Here is a 15504-nt window from a genome sequence, read left to right as displayed (position 1 = left end):
CGGCGGGCTTCAACCCGTGGTGGCGGAAAATCCGGTCTGGCCCTGCAGCCAGTCGCGCAGGCGTTGCATCGCGGGGGTCGGTGGCCTGCCCCGCGGCCAGGTCAGCCAATAGCGACCGGCATCGATGCGCGTGGCAAAGGGCTGGACCAGCGCGCCCGCATCCGTCTGGCGCGAAAACATCGCCGCTGGCAGCAACGCGATGCCCAGGCCCGCCGCGGCCAGATCGGCCAGCGCGACCGAACTGTCCAGCACCGGCCCGTCCAGCGGCGGACATGGCGTGCCGGTCGCCGCGAACCAGCGGTCCCATTCGTCCGCGCGATAGGACCGCAGCAGCCGGTGCCCCGCCAGGTCGCGCGGATGGCGCAACCTGTCGCGCAAGGCGGGCGCACATAGCGGTGTCAGCGGCGCGTGTATCAGCGGATCCGCGTCCAGCCCCTGCCACGCCAGCCGGTCACCGAAACGGATGGCCATGTGCAGACCCTCTTTGGCGATGTCGATGCGGTTGTTGTGGGTGAACAGGCGCAGGGCGATGTCGGGATGGGCGGCCTCGAACGCGGGCAGACGGTCGATCAGCCAGCCGGTGGCAAAGGTCGTGACCACGCCCAGGTGCAGCGTTTCGCGGTGGCGGCCGGCCTGAAACCGGTCCAGCACCGCGCCGATCTGGTCGAAATTGCGCGTCAGCACCGGGTGCAGCGCCGCCCCCATGTCGGTCAGGATCAGTCCGGTCGAGGCGCGGGTGAACAGGCGGTGGCCCAGCAGATCCTCCAGCCGTTGGATCTGCTGGCTGACGGCGGCCTGGGTGACCCGCAGCTCGATCGCGGCGCGGGTGAAACTGCCTTGTCGCGCGGCGACCTCGAAGGCGCGCAGCCCGTTCAGGGGCAGGTTCGGACGGTCCACGGCATCACCTCAGCTTATGCGCACCGTCAGGATTTGTCGTTTGAGCGGCAGGCTGTCAACGGGATAGACCCGTCGCGCAGGCTGCACCGCATAAGTTTTCCCATGCCGCGCCTCGTTTCGCGGCCGATGACACAGGTGACACATGAACCGTATTCCCATTGCCGCTGCGGCGGTCCTTGTTGGCTGTCTGGCCGGGCCGCTGGCCGCCGAGACCATCGAACAGGCCGCCCGCGCGGTCGAGGCGGATCTGGGCGGGCGCGTCGGCGTCGCCCTGCGCCGTCATGACGACACCGAAACGCACGGATACCGCATGGACGAGCGGTTTCCCCTGTCCAGCACCTTCAAGGTGCCGTTGTGCGGCGCGATCCTGGCGCTGGTCGATGCGGGGGAGGAGCGGCTAGACCGGGTGATCGCCTATGGCGCCGACGATCTGGTCACCTATTCCCCGGTGACCGAATTGCATGTCGATGACGGCATGAGCGTGGCCCAGCTGTGCCACGCCACGATCACCCAGAGCGACAACAGCGCCGGCAACCTGCTGTTGGACCGGGTCGGCGGGCCGGGGGGCCTGACCGAATATCTGCGCACCATCGGTGACGACACCACCCGGCTGGATCGGTGGGAAACCGACCTGAACGAAGCCACGCCCGGCGATCCGCGCGACAGTACGACCCCTGCACAGATGATCGACACGGTGGAGGCGCTGGTGCTGGGTCCGGTTCTGTCCGACCCCTCGCGCGGCCAGCTGGAGGGTTGGATGCAGGCCGATGCGGTCGCGGACGACCTGATCCGCGCCAGCCTGCCCGACGGCTGGCAGATCGGCGACAAGACGGGCGCAGGCGGGTACGGGTCGCGGTCGATCATCGCGGTGATCCGCCCGCCGCAGGGGGACGCGTGGGTGGCCTCGGTCTATCTGACGGGCAACGATGCCGACATGGCGACACGCAACCGCGCCATCGCCCGGATCGGTGCGGCAATGGTCGACACCATCGGACAGCCCTAGGGCGCGAACGTCACGTGGCCGTCCGCGTCGATCGGCCAGGCCGGGTTCCATGCGATTTCCCAGGCATGGCCGTCGGGGTCGGTCACATAGCCCCGGAACCCGCCATGCGGGGGCGCATCGGCGGGCCGCAACACGCGCCCGCCGTGTTCCGCCAGCCGCGTCATCAGCGGGGCCACGTCATCGCGCCGCGCCACGTTATGGGCCATCGCACAGGCGCCGGGTTGGCCCCGGTTCGCGCGGTTCATGTCAGCCTCCAGACTGGCCGTCAGAAAGGTGCCCAGGATAAAGCCGTTCATTTGATAGAACGTGATTTCGGGGTTCTGAAAGACCGGCGTCCAGCCAAAGCCCGCGCCGTAAAAGCGGCCCGACCGCTCCGGGTTGGCGACCCCCAGGGTCAGAACGGCCATCTGCTGCTGCATCGTCGCATCCTCCATGATCCGCACGCTGGCCCGCCGCGCGCCTGTCCGTCAAGCGGTCCGGACCCGGGGGCGCAGGGCCGAACGACCCTGACCGGCATCCATGGCGGTGGGCACTGGCAGGCGCGGTGCGATCTTGGCGGTGCCGTCTATCAGATCAAATTTCGACGCAGTCGCGGGCGACAGCAATTCCCCGCGCCCCGCAGAACGGCGGTTTAGCAGGGCGTTCGCGGTCAGGGTGACCGGCGCATCCGCCACCAACCGCCGCGTTGCGGCGTCCCGAAACGTGACGATGACCCCGCGGGTGATGCCGACATGCAATGCCAGCGCGGTGCCGGGGCACGGTCTGGCCGACGTGGGCTGCGATCCGGGCCGGGCTTACGTCGGCAGGGGCATGGGCGACAGTGTCGCCGACCAGGGTCCGGGTCGGATGGACGGTAACCTGTGGCGTGTGCGGCGCGATATTGGCCGAGCCGATTGCCCTGCCTGAACGTTCAGCGGCCTGACCGGTCAGACGGGCATAGGCCCGGATGCGGGCAGCTGGCGCATCCCACAGCACCTTTACCGTCACGTCTGGTATCGACAGCATGGCGACACGCCGATCAACCGTTGGCGGACGACCATCCGCCAAGGCCACCTTAGCGGCCATGGGTGCTATCCAGCCGGGTCGCGGCGGCGATTGGCAGCGGGGGCAGCCGTAGGGAACGCCGACACGCGCACGCTGCACCCGTGCGATCGCGGTAAGGGTGGCTCCATTGGAGAGAACCCCCACCGTAAAGAGTGGGATTCGCGCACCTGACAGCCGAAAGCCTAAGATATAATGCGGCTTAAACACATTTTGGCGGTATTGGGGCGTAGGGGCAGCGTCCCCCGGGGCACAGCCAGCGCATCTGCCAGACCTGCTTTAGCGCGGATCGGAAATCGATCGTCGTGGCCAAACCGCGTTGGTCGTGGTGATGCCCTGATCGGCGGCCCGCTGCGGCAGGGTGATCGACACGAAACCCCGCTGCGGCCCATGCCATAGGCCGATGACGGTGGTGGCCACGGCCCGCAACCCACGCAGGGGCGGGTCGCGAGGGTTCGGTCATGTCCTGTCCATCCATTCGATCTTGCGCGCGACAAAATCCAGCACCCCAGCCGGACGGCTCAGATCCCGCAGGTCGATGCCCTGCAGCCACGGGTACATTCAATGATAACGGCGTTGCGATTTCGTTCGGTCATGTGGGCGCCGTTCCTGCCGGCTCGCCCGTCCCTGATACGGTCACGGCATTGTCTGGCGCATCAAACTGCGCGCCGTGTTCACCAACGGTGTCCGGGTGACGCCAGCGCAACGACCAGCCGTTGTGCAACGCATTGCGGGAAATGGACCAGCCCGCGACCGCTGGACGTATTGCGGCGATGATATGGTCATTGGCCGGACCGCGATCGGACAGGCCGCGCAGAGCGTCGATCCAAACCGGATCACGATTGATATTTCGTCCCCGAAAGCGCCCGGCACGGCGAGCCGATCGCCGGATCGGCAGGGCGATAGTGTTCGGGAGCAGAATAATCAGCCGGCAGGCATGGTCACCCAAAAGCAAAGCCGGACCCTGCGACGGATCGACGGCGATATCGAGCAGCTTGGGGTATGCCGACTGACCAGGGATGGCGTTGCATCACACAGGAACCGCGACCCGAACCCCGGATGGAAATTCCGCCAAAAGACCGTGACACATGACAGGTTAACGGATCATGTCCCGGCCATGGCTCACGCACATGACCGATGGCATGACATGCGCCCACGCATCACGAACGCGTTCCCGAACCCATGGGCGCAAGGCTGACACGGTCAGCATGGGGTCCAGTCCGGTCGCGGGCCAATCGGCGCCCCGACCCCGTGCATCAGGCGGATTGTCAGGGCCCGCCCAATCGCCGCGCGGGTCGTCGGCAGGTCAGGCGGCAATTCGCGTCCACAGGCCGCGCACCGATGCGGCCCCGCCCACGGGCGCCACGCGGATCACGTCGGCCCGTGCGCCCAGGGCCAATCGGCCGCGGTCGTGCAGGCCTACCGCGTGGGCGGGCGCCTGCGTCACGGTCGCGATGCCGCGCGCCAGATCGCCCCACAGGTCGCCCAGCATCATCGCCCCCGACAACAGCGACGACGGCACATAGTCCGACGACAGGATGTCCAGCAGGTCGGCCCGCGCCAGATCGCTGGCCGCGACGTTGCCGCTGTGCGATCCGCCGCGGATCAGATTGGGCGCACCCATCATCACGCGGATGTCGTGGTCGCGGCAGGCCTGCGCGGCCTCGACCGTGGTGGGGAATTCCGCGAAATGACAGCCGTGGCCCGCGCTGACCGCGACCTGAGGCGCGGTGGTGTCATCATGGCTGGCCAGCACTGCGCCATAGCGGCGCGCCTCGGACACGGCGGTCGCCTCGTGCAGGTCGCCCACGCGGGCGCGCAGGGCCTGCTGGTCGGCGACATGGTCCAGAAACTGGGCGTCGGACAGGCCCTTCTTGCCGCAGACGTAATCGCGCAGCTTGCTGATGTCGCGGAACTGGCGTTCGCCGGGGGTGTGGTCCATCAGGCTGACGATGCCGATGCGGTCCTGGGGGCCGAACTTGGCCATTTCTTCGGGCAGGGTCTGGGAACAGATCTCGGCCCGCAGATGCAGGAAATGGCTGATGCGCAGCGCGCCCTGCGCCCGCAGGCCCAGGATCTCGTCCGCCAGGGCGCGGGCGTATTCGCCGTAGCCCGCGTTGTTCGAGGTGATGACCGACCCCACCCGCAGCGCGTCGAAGACGGTGGTGATGCCCACGCTGGCCAGTTCGGCGTCATGGGCGATGATCGCATGGGCATGGGGCCAGTCGACGCCGGGGCGCGGTTCGATATGGCGTTCCAGGTTGTCTGTGTGCAGCTCGATCAGGCCCGGCATCAGCAGGTCGCCGTCGCAATCCAGCGCGCCCGCGGGCAGGGCGCGGCCCTGGCCGATCTCGGCGATCAGGCCGTCGCGCAGGACCAGGTGGCCGTGGACCACCTCGGTCGGCAGAACGAGGCGGGCGTTGGCAAGGATGATGTCGGTCATGCGGTCGGGTTCCGTCTTGAAGGATCATGTCGAAGGGCGTCATCTGGCAGAGAGCTGTCACAGCCATGTGACAAAACGGTCTTAGGGTGCCGCGCATGCAGGATTTCACACGATATGCCGTCTATTACGCGCCGCAACCCGGCATCTTTGCGGACCGCACGGCGGCTTGGCTGGGCTGGGATCTGGCGCGCGGTTGCGCGGTCGACGACCGGTCGCTGCCGGCGCGGCCGGTGGACCAGCCCCGCAAATACGGGTTCCACGGCACGATCCGCGCGCCCTTTCACCCGGTCGTTCCCGAGGCGCGGCTGATTGCGACGCTCGATGCGATGGCGGCGCGCCTGCCCACGGTGGAATGCGGGACACTGGCGCTGCGCGATCTGGACGGGTTCCTGGCATTGATGCCCACGGACGGACAGGCCGCGCTGATCGCGCTGGCCGATGCGGTGGTGCGCGCCACCGACCCGCTTCGTGCGCCGCTGACACCGGACCAGATCGCCCGCCGCCGCCCCGACAGCCTGACACCGCGCCAGCGCGAATTGCTGGACCGGTGGGGCTATCCCTTTGTCATGGAGGAATTCCGGTTCCACCTGACATTGACCGACCGGCTGTCGCCTGCGGAACGGCCCGCCGTGCAGGCGGCGGCGCAGGCATGGCTGGACCCGGTCCTGCCGCAGCCGTTCATCATCGCCGATCTGTGTCTGGTGGCCGAGGACGCGCAGGGCCGGTTCCATCTGCGTCACCGCGCGCCTCTGTCGGGCTGAAGCGCGGCCAGCAGGCGCGCGGTCCCCTGCGCAGGGCAGGCGTCGTTGCATACCGTCAGGTAAGGGATGCCGGGCGGCATGGCGAAATCGGCGCGCTGCAGGCGGGCGGCGATGTCGGACGCCCCCTCGCGCCCGCGGGCGGCCAGACGGCGCGCCAGCACATCCGCGGGGGCGGTGATCAGGATCACCCGCAGCCCCGGCAGCCGCGCCACCGCCTGCGGCAGGGCCGCCCGGCTGCCGTTGAAGATCACCGCCGGACCGGTCAGCTGATCATGCGGGATGCCATAGCACAGGCCATGCGCCTGCCAGTCCAACGCGAAATGACCCCCGTCGCGCAGGGCGTCGAAACGGGCGGGGGTGACGCCGTCGAAATCCTCTCCTCCAGCGTCGGACGGGCGGGTGATCACCCGCCGTGCAAGGCGCAGGTCGGGCCAGGCGGCACATGCGCCCGCGATCAGCGTATCCTTGCCCGCCCCCGACGGGCCGACGATCGCCGCGATCATGCCGCGCGCGCCGGCGTGAACCCGGTCACGTCCACCAGCCGGTCACAGACCGCGTCGCGCGCCTCGGCGTCGTGAAAGATGCCCAGGATGGCGGCGCCGCGGGCCTTGGCCTCGGCGATCAGGGACAGGACGACCTGGCGGTTGGCGGCGTCCAGGCTGGCCGTGGGCTCGTCCAGCAACAGCACCGGATAGGGATGGACAAAGCCGCGGGCGATGTTGATGCGCTGTTGCTCGCCGCCCGAAAAGGTGGTGGGCGACAGGCCCCACAGCCGACGCGGGATGTTCAGCCGCCACAGCAGGCATTCGGCGCGTTCGCGGGCCTGCGCCGGGGGCATGCCAAGCGCGCGAAGCGGTTCGGCCACCACGTCCACGGCGGGCACGCGGGGCAGCACGCGCAGGAACTGGCTGACATGGCCCAACGTGCCCCGGCGCAGGGCGGTCACCGTGCGGGGCGCGGCGCCGACCAGTTCGGTACCCGCGATGCGGATGCTGCCGCCGCCGGCCAGATAGTTGCCCTGGATCATCCGCATCAGCGTGGATTTGCCGGCACCCGACTGACCCACCAGCCCCACGCATTCGCCGGGACCCACATGCAGCGACGCCCCCGCCATGACCGGAATGACCGTGCCGCCCTGATTGTGTAGCGTGAACGACTTGGACAGATTGTCGACATGGATCATGGTCACACCTGCAGGACGGAAGAGACGAGAAGCTGGGTATAGGCATGCTGCGGATCGTCCAGAACCTGATCCGTCAGGCCCTGTTCGACCACGCGGCCCGATTTCATCACCATCAGCCGATCGGCCAGCAGCCGCACCACCGCCAGGTCATGCGTGACGATGACCACCGACAGGCCCATGTCGCGCACCAGCCCGCGCAGCATGTCCAGCAGCCGCGCCTGGACGCTGACATCCAGCCCGCCCGTGGGTTCGTCCATGAACACCAGCCGCGGCCCGGTCACCAGGTTGCGCGCGATCTGCAACCGCTGCTGCATCCCGCCCGAAAAGGCCGAGGGGCGGTCGTCCACGCGGTCCTCGGCGATCTCGACCCGGTCCAGCCAGTCGACGGCGGCGGCGCGGATGTCGCCGTAATGGCGCTGGCCCACGGCCATCAGCCGTTCGCCGACATTGGCCCCCGCGCTGACCCCCATGCGCAGCCCGTCGCGGGCATGCTGGTGGACATAGGCCCATTCGGTGCGCGCCAGCCTGCGGCGTTCCGTTTCCGCCATGCCCAGCACGTCGCGCCCGTCATAGGTGACGGTGCCCGCATCGGGGCGCTGATGCCCCGCCAGACAGGACAACAGCGTCGATTTGCCCGATCCGCTCTCGCCGACGATGCCCAGCACTTCTCCGGGCCACAGATCGAAACTGACATCGGTACAGCCGATCCGCGCGCCATAGCGGCGTTCCAGATGCTGCACTGACAGGATGGGGGCGGTCATGCGGCCTCCGCGGCCAGTCGGCCCTTGTGACCCGCGGTAACGCGCGCGGTGCAGAAATCGGTGTCTGAACAGACGAACATCCGTCCCCCCGCATCGTCGGTCACGACCTCGTCCAGATAGCTGGTGTCGGATGCGCACAGATCACAGGCATGATCGGCCTTGGAGGCGCTGAACGGGTGGTCGTCGAAATCCAGACTGACGACATGGGTGTACGGGGGCAGGGCATAGATGCGCTGTTCGCGCCCCGCCCCGAACAGCTGGATCGCCGGACTGTCCGACAGTTTGGGGTTGTCGAATTTCGGGATCGGCGACGGGTCCATGACATAGCGCCCCTCGACCTTGACCGGATAGGCATAGGAGGTCGCGATCTGGCCGTGCCGGGCGATGTCCTCGTACAGCTTGACGTGCATCAGGCCGTATTCCTCCAGCTCGTGCATCTTGCGGGTCTCGGTTTCGCGCGGCTCCAGAAAGCGCAGGGGTTCGGGGATGGGCACCTGATAGACCAGGATCTGGCCCTGGGTCAGGGGCGTTTCCGGGATGCGGTGGCGGGTCTGGATCAGCGTCGCGTCGGTGGTCGCGGTGGTGACGGCGACGCCCGCCGTGCGCTCAAAGAACTTGCGGATGCTGACCGCGTTGGTGGTGTCGTCGGCGCCCTGGTCGATGACCTTCAGCCGGTCGTCGGGCGTCAGGCAGGCGGCGGTCAACTGCACCCCGCCGGTGCCCCAGCCATAGGGCATGGGCATTTCGCGGCTGGCAAAGGGCACCTGGTATCCGGGGATCGCCAGCGCCTTGAGGATGGCGCGGCGGATCATCCGCTTGGTCTGTTCATCCAGATAGGCAAAGTTGTAATCGCTCATAGCAGGCCCCGCCCGATCAGGTCGTCCTCCAGCGTGGCGGGGTCGGTGAAATGATGCGCGGCCATCCCCGCGTCCCGTGCGCCGGCGACGTTGCGGGCGCTGTCGTCGATGAACAGGCACTGGTCGGGCGTCACGCCCGCGCGGTCGCACAACGTCGCAAAGATGCGCGGGTCGGGCTTCAGCACGCCCTCGATCCCCGACACGACGGTGACGCCAAAGGCCGTGGCCAGCCGCGGGTGGGTCGCCAGGCCGATGGGCCATGTCTCGGCGGACCAGTTCGTGATCGCGTGGAGCGCATGGCCCCGCGCCCGCAGGCGGTCCAGCAACGCCCATGATCCCTCGATCGGCTCGCGGATCGAGGCCCCGTGCCCGGACCGATAGGCCACAAAGGCCGCGCGGTCGTGGGGGTCCGCGATCTGCAACGCCAGATCGTCAAAGCGTTCGCCCCCATCCGCCCGCAGGTTCAGCGCGGCGAAATCCACGCGGTCCAGAAACGCCAGCACCGATGCCCGGTCGCCCAGCAGGGGCAGAAAGGCGGCCACCGGGTCCCACCGGACCAGCACGTTGCCGATGTCGAAAACGATGGCCTTGATCATTGCGTGTCCTTTGCGATGTCGGCCCGCAGGCGGCGGACCAGTTCCAGTTCGGCCTGAAAATCGACGTAATGGGGCAGCTTGATGTGTTCCAGAAAACCCGTCGCCTGAATGTTGTCGCAATGCGACAGCACGAATTCCTGGTCCTGCGCGGGGGCACCGGTGAAATCCTCGCCCAGCTCCTGCCAGCGCAGGGCGCGGTCGACCAGGCTGACGGCGATGGCCTTGCGTTCCGATTGTCCCATGACCATCCCGTATCCGCGCGTGAACTGCGCAGGTTCGGTGCGCGAACCCTTGAACTGGTTCACGGTTTCGCATTCGGTCAGCTCGATTTCACCAATGTCGATGGTCAGGTCCAGTTCGGGGATGTGCATCTGCACGGGCACGCGGCCGATGCGCAATTCGCCGACAAAGGCGTGGGTGCGGCCGTATCCGCGCTGGGTCGAATAGGCCAGGCCCAGCACGAACCCCTCGTCCGCGCGGGCCAGTGCCTGCAGGCGCAGGGGCCGGTCCGCGGGCAGTTCCAACGGCTCGCGGGTCAGGTCGGGGGCGGGGGTGTCGTCGCGCGGGGTGGGTTCGATCAGCCCGTCGCGGTCCAGAATCGCCATGACATGCGGCACCGGCCCCGTGTCGGGTTCGGCTATTGGCGCGGGGTCCACCGCCGCCTGATCGGCGAAATCCAGCAGGCGATGGGTATAGTCGAATGTCGGCCCCAGCACCTGACCGCCGGGCAGGTCCTTGAACGTGGCCGAGATGCGCCGGTCCACCGCCATCGCGCCCGTATCCACCGGCACCGACGCCCCCAGCCGCGGCAGCGTGGTGCGATAGGCGCGGATCAGGAACACGGCCTCGATCAGGTCGCCGCGCGCCTGCCGGATCGCCAGCGCGGCCAGATCGGGGTCATACAGCGACCCCTCGGCCATGATGCGGTTCACGGCCAGGGCCATCTGGGCCTTGATCTGGTCCACGGACATCAGCGGCAGGTCGGGGTCGCCGCGGCGCTCCTCGGCCAGCCAGGCATGGGCGTTGTCTATGGCGCGTTCGCCACCCTTGACGGCGACATACATCAGGCGGCCTCCACGCGGGTGCTGCGCGGCAGACAGGACAGCCGGTCGCCGCAGGTCAGGACGAAATCCAGCCCCATCGGGAACAGGGCGCGATTGGCACGAAACGGTTCCGTCGCGGGCAGGGACAGGGTCGCGCGGTCGCGGATGCCCGGCCCGCGCAGGCTGGGCCCGTCCGCGTCCAGCCGGTCCAGCTCCACGATCAGGGTCGCCGAACGGTCGGGATAGTCGGGCAGACCCACGGCAAAGCGGTCCAGCGGCAGCAGATCCGCCCAACGCCCCACCGCCAATGCGGCCTGCGGCGCATCGGCCATCGGGCAGCCTGCGTGAAACCGCAGCCACGGGCCCAGATCGGGCAGATCGCCCGCCAGATGCACCGGCGTGGTCGGATCGGCCAGCAACAGCAGCACGGTCGCGGCGGCGGGCCCGACACCGGGGGCATGGGCCAGATCCAGACGGTGGATCGTGCCGGGCCGGGCCATCGCCTCCATCAGCACGCGGAACCCCTGGGCCGATTGCCGCGCGGGGTCTGTGAATCCGTGGCCGGTCATGTGTCCTCTCCGCGTTGCAGGGTAAAGAATTCGACCCGGGTCGCGGCGGCCTTGGCGGCGCGGGTGTCGCGGGCGGCCTGCGCGTCGTCGCGCAGGGTGGCGATCAGGGGGGCGTATGTCGTGGGGTCCGTCTGCATCAGCGCATCCATCGCCGCAGCCCGACGGGCATGGGCATGGGACCGCCCCTGCACATGGCCGTGACCATGGGTGCCACAGGGCAGGCGCAGCGCGCAGCGTGTCACGGTCATCTCTCCGATGTTGAAGGGCGCGCCGGTGGCGCTGACGCGGCCCTGGACCATCACGGTGCCGGTTTCCGGCGCGCGCATCAGGACGTGGTCGGGCAGGTCCGGCAGCAGTTGCGCCAACCGGGCCGGGGCACTGCGGGCCAGGATCGACAGCCAGTCGCGTCGGTCGGTGTGGGGTGTCGCTGACATCTTGCCGAGGTGTCCCATTATCTATACAACTAGACAGGTGATAGCGCGACCGCGTGATCGTCTCAACCAAAACCGTGTGAATTTTTAATGACGGACAAGACCCCCCTGTGGCAGGCCATCGCCGATACGCTGCGCGCTGAGATCACCTCGGGCCACTATCCCCCCGGCGACCGCCTGCCGTCCGAGGCGACGTTGGCCACCCGGTTCGGCGTCAACCGCCACACGGTGCGGCACGCGCTGGCGCAACTGGCCGACGGGGGGCTGGTCCATGCGCGGCGCGGGGCGGGGGTGTTCGTGACCGCACGGCCGACCGACTATGCGCTGGGTCGCCGGGTGCGGTTTTCACAGAACCTGGCGGCGGCGGGGCGCACGGGGTCGCACCGGTTCACCCGGCTGGAAACGCGGCCCTGCGACGGGGCCGAGGCACAGGTGCTGGACCTGTCCCCCGGCGATCCGGTCCACGTGGTCGAGGGACTGTCGCTGGCCGACGGCCAGCCGCTGGCGCTGTTCCGGTCGGTGTTGCCGGGATGGCTGGCGGGGTTTTGCGAACACGCGCGCGACCATCGGTCGATCACCGCGGCGCTGGCCGCCTGTGGGGTTGCCGATTACACCCGCGCCAGCACCCGGATCACCGCCAAGTTGGCCACCGCCACGCAGGCGGTGGCCCTGCAGATCCCGCAGGGGGCTCCGGTGCTGCGGTCGGTGGCGGTGAATGTCGACGACCAGGGCAGGCCTGTCGAATACGGGCGAACCTGGTTTGCGGGCGACCGGGTGTCGCTGGTCCTGGCGGATTAGTCGCCGCGGATCAGGCGCCGCCGCAGCCATCCCGACAGGCTGTCCATGGCGATGACCATGACCACGATCAGCACGATGTAATACGCGACTTTTTCCCAGTCCTGCGTGGTCTGGATCGCCTGCGTCAGCATCAGCCCGATGCCGCCCCCGGTGATCGCGCCGATGATCGTCGCGCTGCGGGTGTTGCTCTCCAGGAAATACAGCATCTGCGACAGCAGCACCGGCATCACCTGGGGGATGACGCCGAAGCGGTACCGCTGCAGCGCACCCGCGCCGGTGGACCGGATGCCCTCGATGGGCTTGTTGTCGACATTCTCCAGCGCCTCGGAGAACAGCTTGCCAAAACTGCCGGTGTCGGTCAGCAGGATCGCCAGCGCTCCGGTCAACGGGCCCGGGCCAAAGGCGCGCGACAGGATGATCGTGAAGATCAGCGCGTCCACACCGCGCACGAAATCGAACACGCGGCGCACCGCGAACCGCAGCGCCCGCGACGGCGCAAAGTTCTGCGCCGCCAGAAACGCCAGCGGCAGCGCCACGAAGGCCGCGCCAAAGGTGCCCAGGAACGCCATCAGGATCGTCTCGGCCAGGGCCCAGGCTACGGCGCCGTGCTGCCAGATGCTGTTGGTCCAGAATTCAGACAGGGCCAGCGACAGGTTGGGCTGGGACGGGTCGATCCGGTCGCCCCACAGGACCGCCATCGCGACCTGACCCGCGGACATCCCTGCCATCGGGCTGGTCAGGTCGAAAAAGAACATCTCCCACCCCCAGAAATAACGCAGCGTTTCCGTGCGGGCGCGGGTGGCGGTGACGCGGCCGCGGTCGGTGGTGATGGTCACGCGGGCCGGGCTGGCGTTGATGAACGCCGGCACCTGGCCGTCGGGCGTGTCCAGCGCCACGCCGTCGCCCACGGTCAGCGTGACCGGCCCGTAATCCGGAATGTCATAGGTGGTGCGCGGCCCGTCATAGGTGACGGTGTGGCCCGCGCCCAGGTCGATCACCGTCCGCGACCCCTGTGCCGCGACCCAGTCCGGCAGGCTGTCGGGGGCAAAGGCCGCGCGGGCGCTGCCTTCGACGCTGACGGAGAGGGCGTCGCGGCGGTTGTCGCGGGTCACGTGGATTTTGTGGCTGACCGTGTCGGCCAGCAGCACCGCCGCGTTGTCCAGCCGCGCCCGCTGCGTCAGCCCGGCCAGGTCAAAGCTGATCGCAGCGTAAACGAGGTAAACCAGGATCAGCGCAGGCACGGCCAGCGCCATGCGCCGCTTGCGGTCCATCAGGTGGATCGTGCGGTCGTGCAGCGTCATCGCGGTCATGCGGGGGCCCCATGCGTCAGGCGGTTGCGGGCGATGCCCGAGATCTGGTCCACGACCACGATGGTCGAGAACAGCAGCAGAAAGATCGCCGCCGCCTGGTCGAACTTGCCCTGGCCGAATGTCATCGCGTTGCGCAATTCGTACCCGATGCCGCCCGCGCCGACGAAGCCCAGGATGGCGGATGCGCGGATGTTCACCTCCAGCCGCAGCAGGCCATAGGACAGATAGTTGGGGGCGACCTGGGGGAACACGCCCAGCCAGATGCGCTGTGACCAGGTGGCGCCGACCGATGCCAGCCCCTCGACCGGTTTCAGGTCGACGTTCTCGTTCACTTCGGAGAACAGCTTGCCCATCGCGCCCGTGGTGTGGATGGCGATGGCGATGACGGCGGGCACCGGTCCGCCACCCAAGATGAAGATCAGCACCAGCGCGATGACGATCTCGGGGATGGCGCGACAGACGTCCGCCACCCGCCGCGCGACCGGCACCATGCGCGGCCAGCGGGCCAGCCCCCGCGTGGCGGCCAGCGACAGGGCCGTTCCCGCGATGCAGCCCAGCAGCGTGGCGACCAGCGCGATGTTCAGCGTCTCGACCAGGGCGGGCAGGGCGCGCATCATGTGGCCGGGCAGGTTGGCGGCCTTCTGGACGGCCTCGGACACCAGGGCCGCGGGGAAATCGCCCACCTGATGCAGCCCCTGCCAGAAACCGCCGGCATTGCGGGCGTCCGCCACGCGGAACCCCGACACCATCATCGCGACGAAAATAACGACCAGCAGCCCGCCATAGATGCGCCGCCGCCGCGTCAGCGCCAGATAGTCATGCTGGATATCGGCCAGTGCCATGCTGCCTCCTGGATATGCAAAGGCCGGGCCCGTTGCGGGGCCCGGCCTGGATGGGGTGGCGATCAGTTCATCTCGGCGCGGCGGATGGCGATGATCGTCTCGTATTCCGCGTGGGTGACGGGGCTGAAGCCCGCGGTCTCGCCGGCGGCGACGCCATAGGCGCATTCGGGGTCGGCCTCGTGCAGACCGGCGACCAGATCGATCATCGTCTGGCGCACGTCCTGGGGCAGATCCTTGCGCAGCACCACCGGACCTTCCGGGATGGCCGAGGATTTCCAGATCTCGACAATGTCGTTCATGTCGACGATGCCCGCATCGGACGCCCGGCGCAGCGCGCCCGAATTATAGCCGTCCTCCCACGCGCCTTGGCCGTCGGCCCAGGTGACGCCCGCGTCGAAATCGCCGTTCACGACGCCGATGATCGACTGTTCATGGCCGCCCGAAAACGCGATGCTGCTGAAATACTCGCCCTCGGTCATCGAATAGCCCTGTTCGGGCAGTTCGACATTGGGGATCAGGAACCCCGAGGTCGAGTTCGGGTCGGCAAAGGCAAAGGACTTGCCCTTCATGTCGTCCAGCGAGGTGATGCCGCTGTCGGCGCGGGCGAACCCGATCGAATGATAGGTATAGCTGCCGTCCAGGTTGGTCTTGACCAGCACCGGATCGACCGCGTCCTCGTCCGCGACATAGACGGCGGCATAGGCCGACGCGCCCAGCCACGCCATGTCCAGCGAACCGCCCAGCAGGCCCTGAATGACGCCGTTGTAATCGGCGGGGGTGAACAGGCGGACGGGCACGCCCAGAGCCTCTTCGGCATAGGTGCGCAGGCATTCGTTCGACGCCATGCGGTCCTGGGCGTTCTCTCCGCCCAACAGGCCGATGCGGAATTCGGTGATCTCTTGCGCGTGCAAGGGGGTGGTCAGGGCCGCGGTGGTGGCCAGCAGGGTCAGCAGTCGGGTCATGGTGCTC

Annotated in this window: 20 protein-coding genes; 4 read left to right on the top strand and 16 right to left on the bottom strand. The window is 68.4% G+C overall.

The window, feature by feature from the left end; all coding sequences use genetic code 11:
• Nucleotides 1–9 precede the first annotated feature (9 nt).
• Nucleotides 10–897 (bottom strand): LysR substrate-binding domain-containing protein, encoded by an 888-nt coding sequence (locus tag ACJJVR_RS00730; RefSeq protein ID WP_405401424.1) that lies wholly within the window; start codon nucleotides 895–897, stop codon nucleotides 10–12.
• A gap of 142 nt (nucleotides 898–1039) precedes the next feature.
• On the opposite strand from ACJJVR_RS00730, the gene bla reads away from it, so the two are divergent.
• Nucleotides 1040–1900, top strand: coding sequence for a class A beta-lactamase (bla, locus tag ACJJVR_RS00725; RefSeq protein ID WP_405401422.1), 861 nt, complete (start codon nucleotides 1040–1042; stop codon nucleotides 1898–1900).
• Here the strand turns inward: bla and ACJJVR_RS00720 are convergent.
• Nucleotides 1897–2319 carry a VOC family protein gene (locus ACJJVR_RS00720; protein ID WP_405401420.1) on the bottom strand — a complete coding sequence of 141 codons (423 nt, stop codon included), beginning with the start codon at nucleotides 2317–2319 and terminating at the stop codon, nucleotides 1897–1899. The two genes, bla and ACJJVR_RS00720, sit on opposite strands and share 4 nt — an antisense overlap.
• A gap of 283 nt (nucleotides 2320–2602) precedes the next feature.
• Here ACJJVR_RS00720 and ACJJVR_RS00715 point away from each other — a divergent pair, with 283 nt between their 5' ends.
• Entirely contained in the window at nucleotides 2603–2806 is a 204-nt protein-coding gene (locus tag ACJJVR_RS00715) for a hypothetical protein (RefSeq protein WP_405401417.1), read from the top strand.
• A gap of 414 nt (nucleotides 2807–3220) precedes the next feature.
• Here ACJJVR_RS00715 and ACJJVR_RS00710 read toward each other — a convergent pair whose 3' ends face one another.
• The 3 genes from ACJJVR_RS00710 to ACJJVR_RS00700 form a co-directional block, all read right to left on the bottom strand.
• Entirely contained in the window at nucleotides 3221–3361 is a 141-nt protein-coding gene (locus tag ACJJVR_RS00710; RefSeq protein WP_405401416.1) for a hypothetical protein, read from the bottom strand.
• A 172-nt stretch (nucleotides 3362–3533) separates the two neighbouring features.
• Complete coding sequence (locus ACJJVR_RS00705) at nucleotides 3534–3896, bottom strand: hypothetical protein (RefSeq protein WP_405401415.1); 363 nt, start codon at nucleotides 3894–3896, stop codon at nucleotides 3534–3536.
• Between the two features lie 351 nt (nucleotides 3897–4247).
• Nucleotides 4248–5384 carry an alpha-D-ribose 1-methylphosphonate 5-triphosphate diphosphatase gene (locus tag ACJJVR_RS00700; protein ID WP_405401414.1) on the bottom strand — a complete coding sequence of 379 codons (1137 nt, stop codon included), beginning with the start codon at nucleotides 5382–5384 and terminating at the stop codon, nucleotides 4248–4250.
• A 95-nt stretch (nucleotides 5385–5479) separates the two neighbouring features.
• Here ACJJVR_RS00700 and ACJJVR_RS00695 point away from each other — a divergent pair, with 95 nt between their 5' ends.
• Nucleotides 5480–6145: a DUF1045 domain-containing protein gene (locus tag ACJJVR_RS00695; protein WP_405401413.1), complete on the top strand. Its 666-nt coding sequence runs from the start codon at nucleotides 5480–5482 to the stop codon at nucleotides 6143–6145.
• On the opposite strand, the gene phnN is transcribed toward ACJJVR_RS00695, so the two are convergent.
• From phnN to phnG, 8 genes are read right to left on the bottom strand one after another with little or no spacing between them, the layout of a single operon-like run.
• A complete protein-coding gene (gene phnN / locus ACJJVR_RS00690) occupies nucleotides 6121–6648 on the bottom strand; it encodes a phosphonate metabolism protein/1,5-bisphosphokinase (PRPP-forming) PhnN (protein WP_405401411.1) in 528 nt (175 codons plus the stop codon). The genes ACJJVR_RS00695 and phnN overlap by 25 nt on opposite strands.
• A complete protein-coding gene (gene phnL, locus ACJJVR_RS00685) occupies nucleotides 6645–7328 on the bottom strand; it encodes a phosphonate C-P lyase system protein PhnL (protein ID WP_405401409.1) in 684 nt (227 codons plus the stop codon). Before phnL ends, phnN begins: the two co-directional genes overlap by 4 nt.
• 2 nt (nucleotides 7329–7330) lie before the next feature.
• Nucleotides 7331–8089, bottom strand: coding sequence for a phosphonate C-P lyase system protein PhnK (gene phnK / locus ACJJVR_RS00680; protein ID WP_405401407.1), 759 nt, complete (start codon nucleotides 8087–8089; stop codon nucleotides 7331–7333).
• On the bottom strand, nucleotides 8086–8946 hold the full coding sequence (locus tag ACJJVR_RS00675; protein ID WP_405401406.1) for an alpha-D-ribose 1-methylphosphonate 5-phosphate C-P-lyase PhnJ: 861 nt from the start codon (nucleotides 8944–8946) through the stop codon (nucleotides 8086–8088). The genes phnK and ACJJVR_RS00675 overlap by 4 nt, the downstream gene beginning before the upstream one ends.
• A complete protein-coding gene (locus ACJJVR_RS00670) occupies nucleotides 8943–9542 on the bottom strand; it encodes an HAD family hydrolase (protein ID WP_405401404.1) in 600 nt (199 codons plus the stop codon). Before ACJJVR_RS00670 ends, ACJJVR_RS00675 begins: the two co-directional genes overlap by 4 nt.
• Entirely contained in the window at nucleotides 9539–10606 is a 1068-nt protein-coding gene (locus ACJJVR_RS00665; protein WP_405401402.1) for a carbon-phosphorus lyase complex subunit PhnI, read from the bottom strand. Before ACJJVR_RS00665 ends, ACJJVR_RS00670 begins: the two co-directional genes overlap by 4 nt.
• Nucleotides 10606–11154, bottom strand: a complete 549-nt coding sequence (gene phnH / locus ACJJVR_RS00660) for a phosphonate C-P lyase system protein PhnH (RefSeq protein WP_405401400.1) — start codon at nucleotides 11152–11154, stop codon at nucleotides 10606–10608. The genes ACJJVR_RS00665 and phnH overlap by 1 nt, the downstream gene beginning before the upstream one ends.
• Entirely contained in the window at nucleotides 11151–11588 is a 438-nt protein-coding gene (gene phnG / locus ACJJVR_RS00655) for a phosphonate C-P lyase system protein PhnG (RefSeq protein ID WP_405401399.1), read from the bottom strand. The genes phnH and phnG overlap by 4 nt, the downstream gene beginning before the upstream one ends.
• A gap of 87 nt (nucleotides 11589–11675) precedes the next feature.
• On the opposite strand from phnG, the gene phnF reads away from it, so the two are divergent.
• The gene (phnF, locus tag ACJJVR_RS00650; protein ID WP_405401397.1) at nucleotides 11676–12383 is read left to right on the top strand and encodes a phosphonate metabolism transcriptional regulator PhnF; all 708 of its coding nucleotides are present in this window, start codon (nucleotides 11676–11678) and stop codon (nucleotides 12381–12383) included.
• Here phnF and phnE (ACJJVR_RS00645) read toward each other — a convergent pair.
• The 3 genes from phnE (ACJJVR_RS00645) to phnD form a co-directional block, all read right to left on the bottom strand.
• A complete protein-coding gene (phnE, locus tag ACJJVR_RS00645) occupies nucleotides 12380–13693 on the bottom strand; it encodes a phosphonate ABC transporter, permease protein PhnE (protein WP_405401396.1) in 1314 nt (437 codons plus the stop codon). The genes phnF and phnE (ACJJVR_RS00645) overlap by 4 nt on opposite strands.
• Entirely contained in the window at nucleotides 13690–14535 is an 846-nt protein-coding gene (phnE, locus tag ACJJVR_RS00640; protein WP_405401394.1) for a phosphonate ABC transporter, permease protein PhnE, read from the bottom strand. The genes phnE (ACJJVR_RS00645) and phnE (ACJJVR_RS00640) overlap by 4 nt, the downstream gene beginning before the upstream one ends.
• A 62-nt stretch (nucleotides 14536–14597) precedes the next feature.
• Nucleotides 14598–15497: a phosphonate ABC transporter substrate-binding protein gene (phnD, locus tag ACJJVR_RS00635; RefSeq protein ID WP_405401392.1), complete on the bottom strand. Its 900-nt coding sequence runs from the start codon at nucleotides 15495–15497 to the stop codon at nucleotides 14598–14600.
• Nucleotides 15498–15504: the final 7 nt, after the last annotated feature.

It is taken from the genome of Paracoccus sp. Ld10, assembly GCF_045064235.1.
Lineage (GTDB): Bacteria > Pseudomonadota > Alphaproteobacteria > Rhodobacterales > Rhodobacteraceae > Paracoccus.
This window is presented reverse-complemented; position numbering and strand designations above follow the sequence as displayed.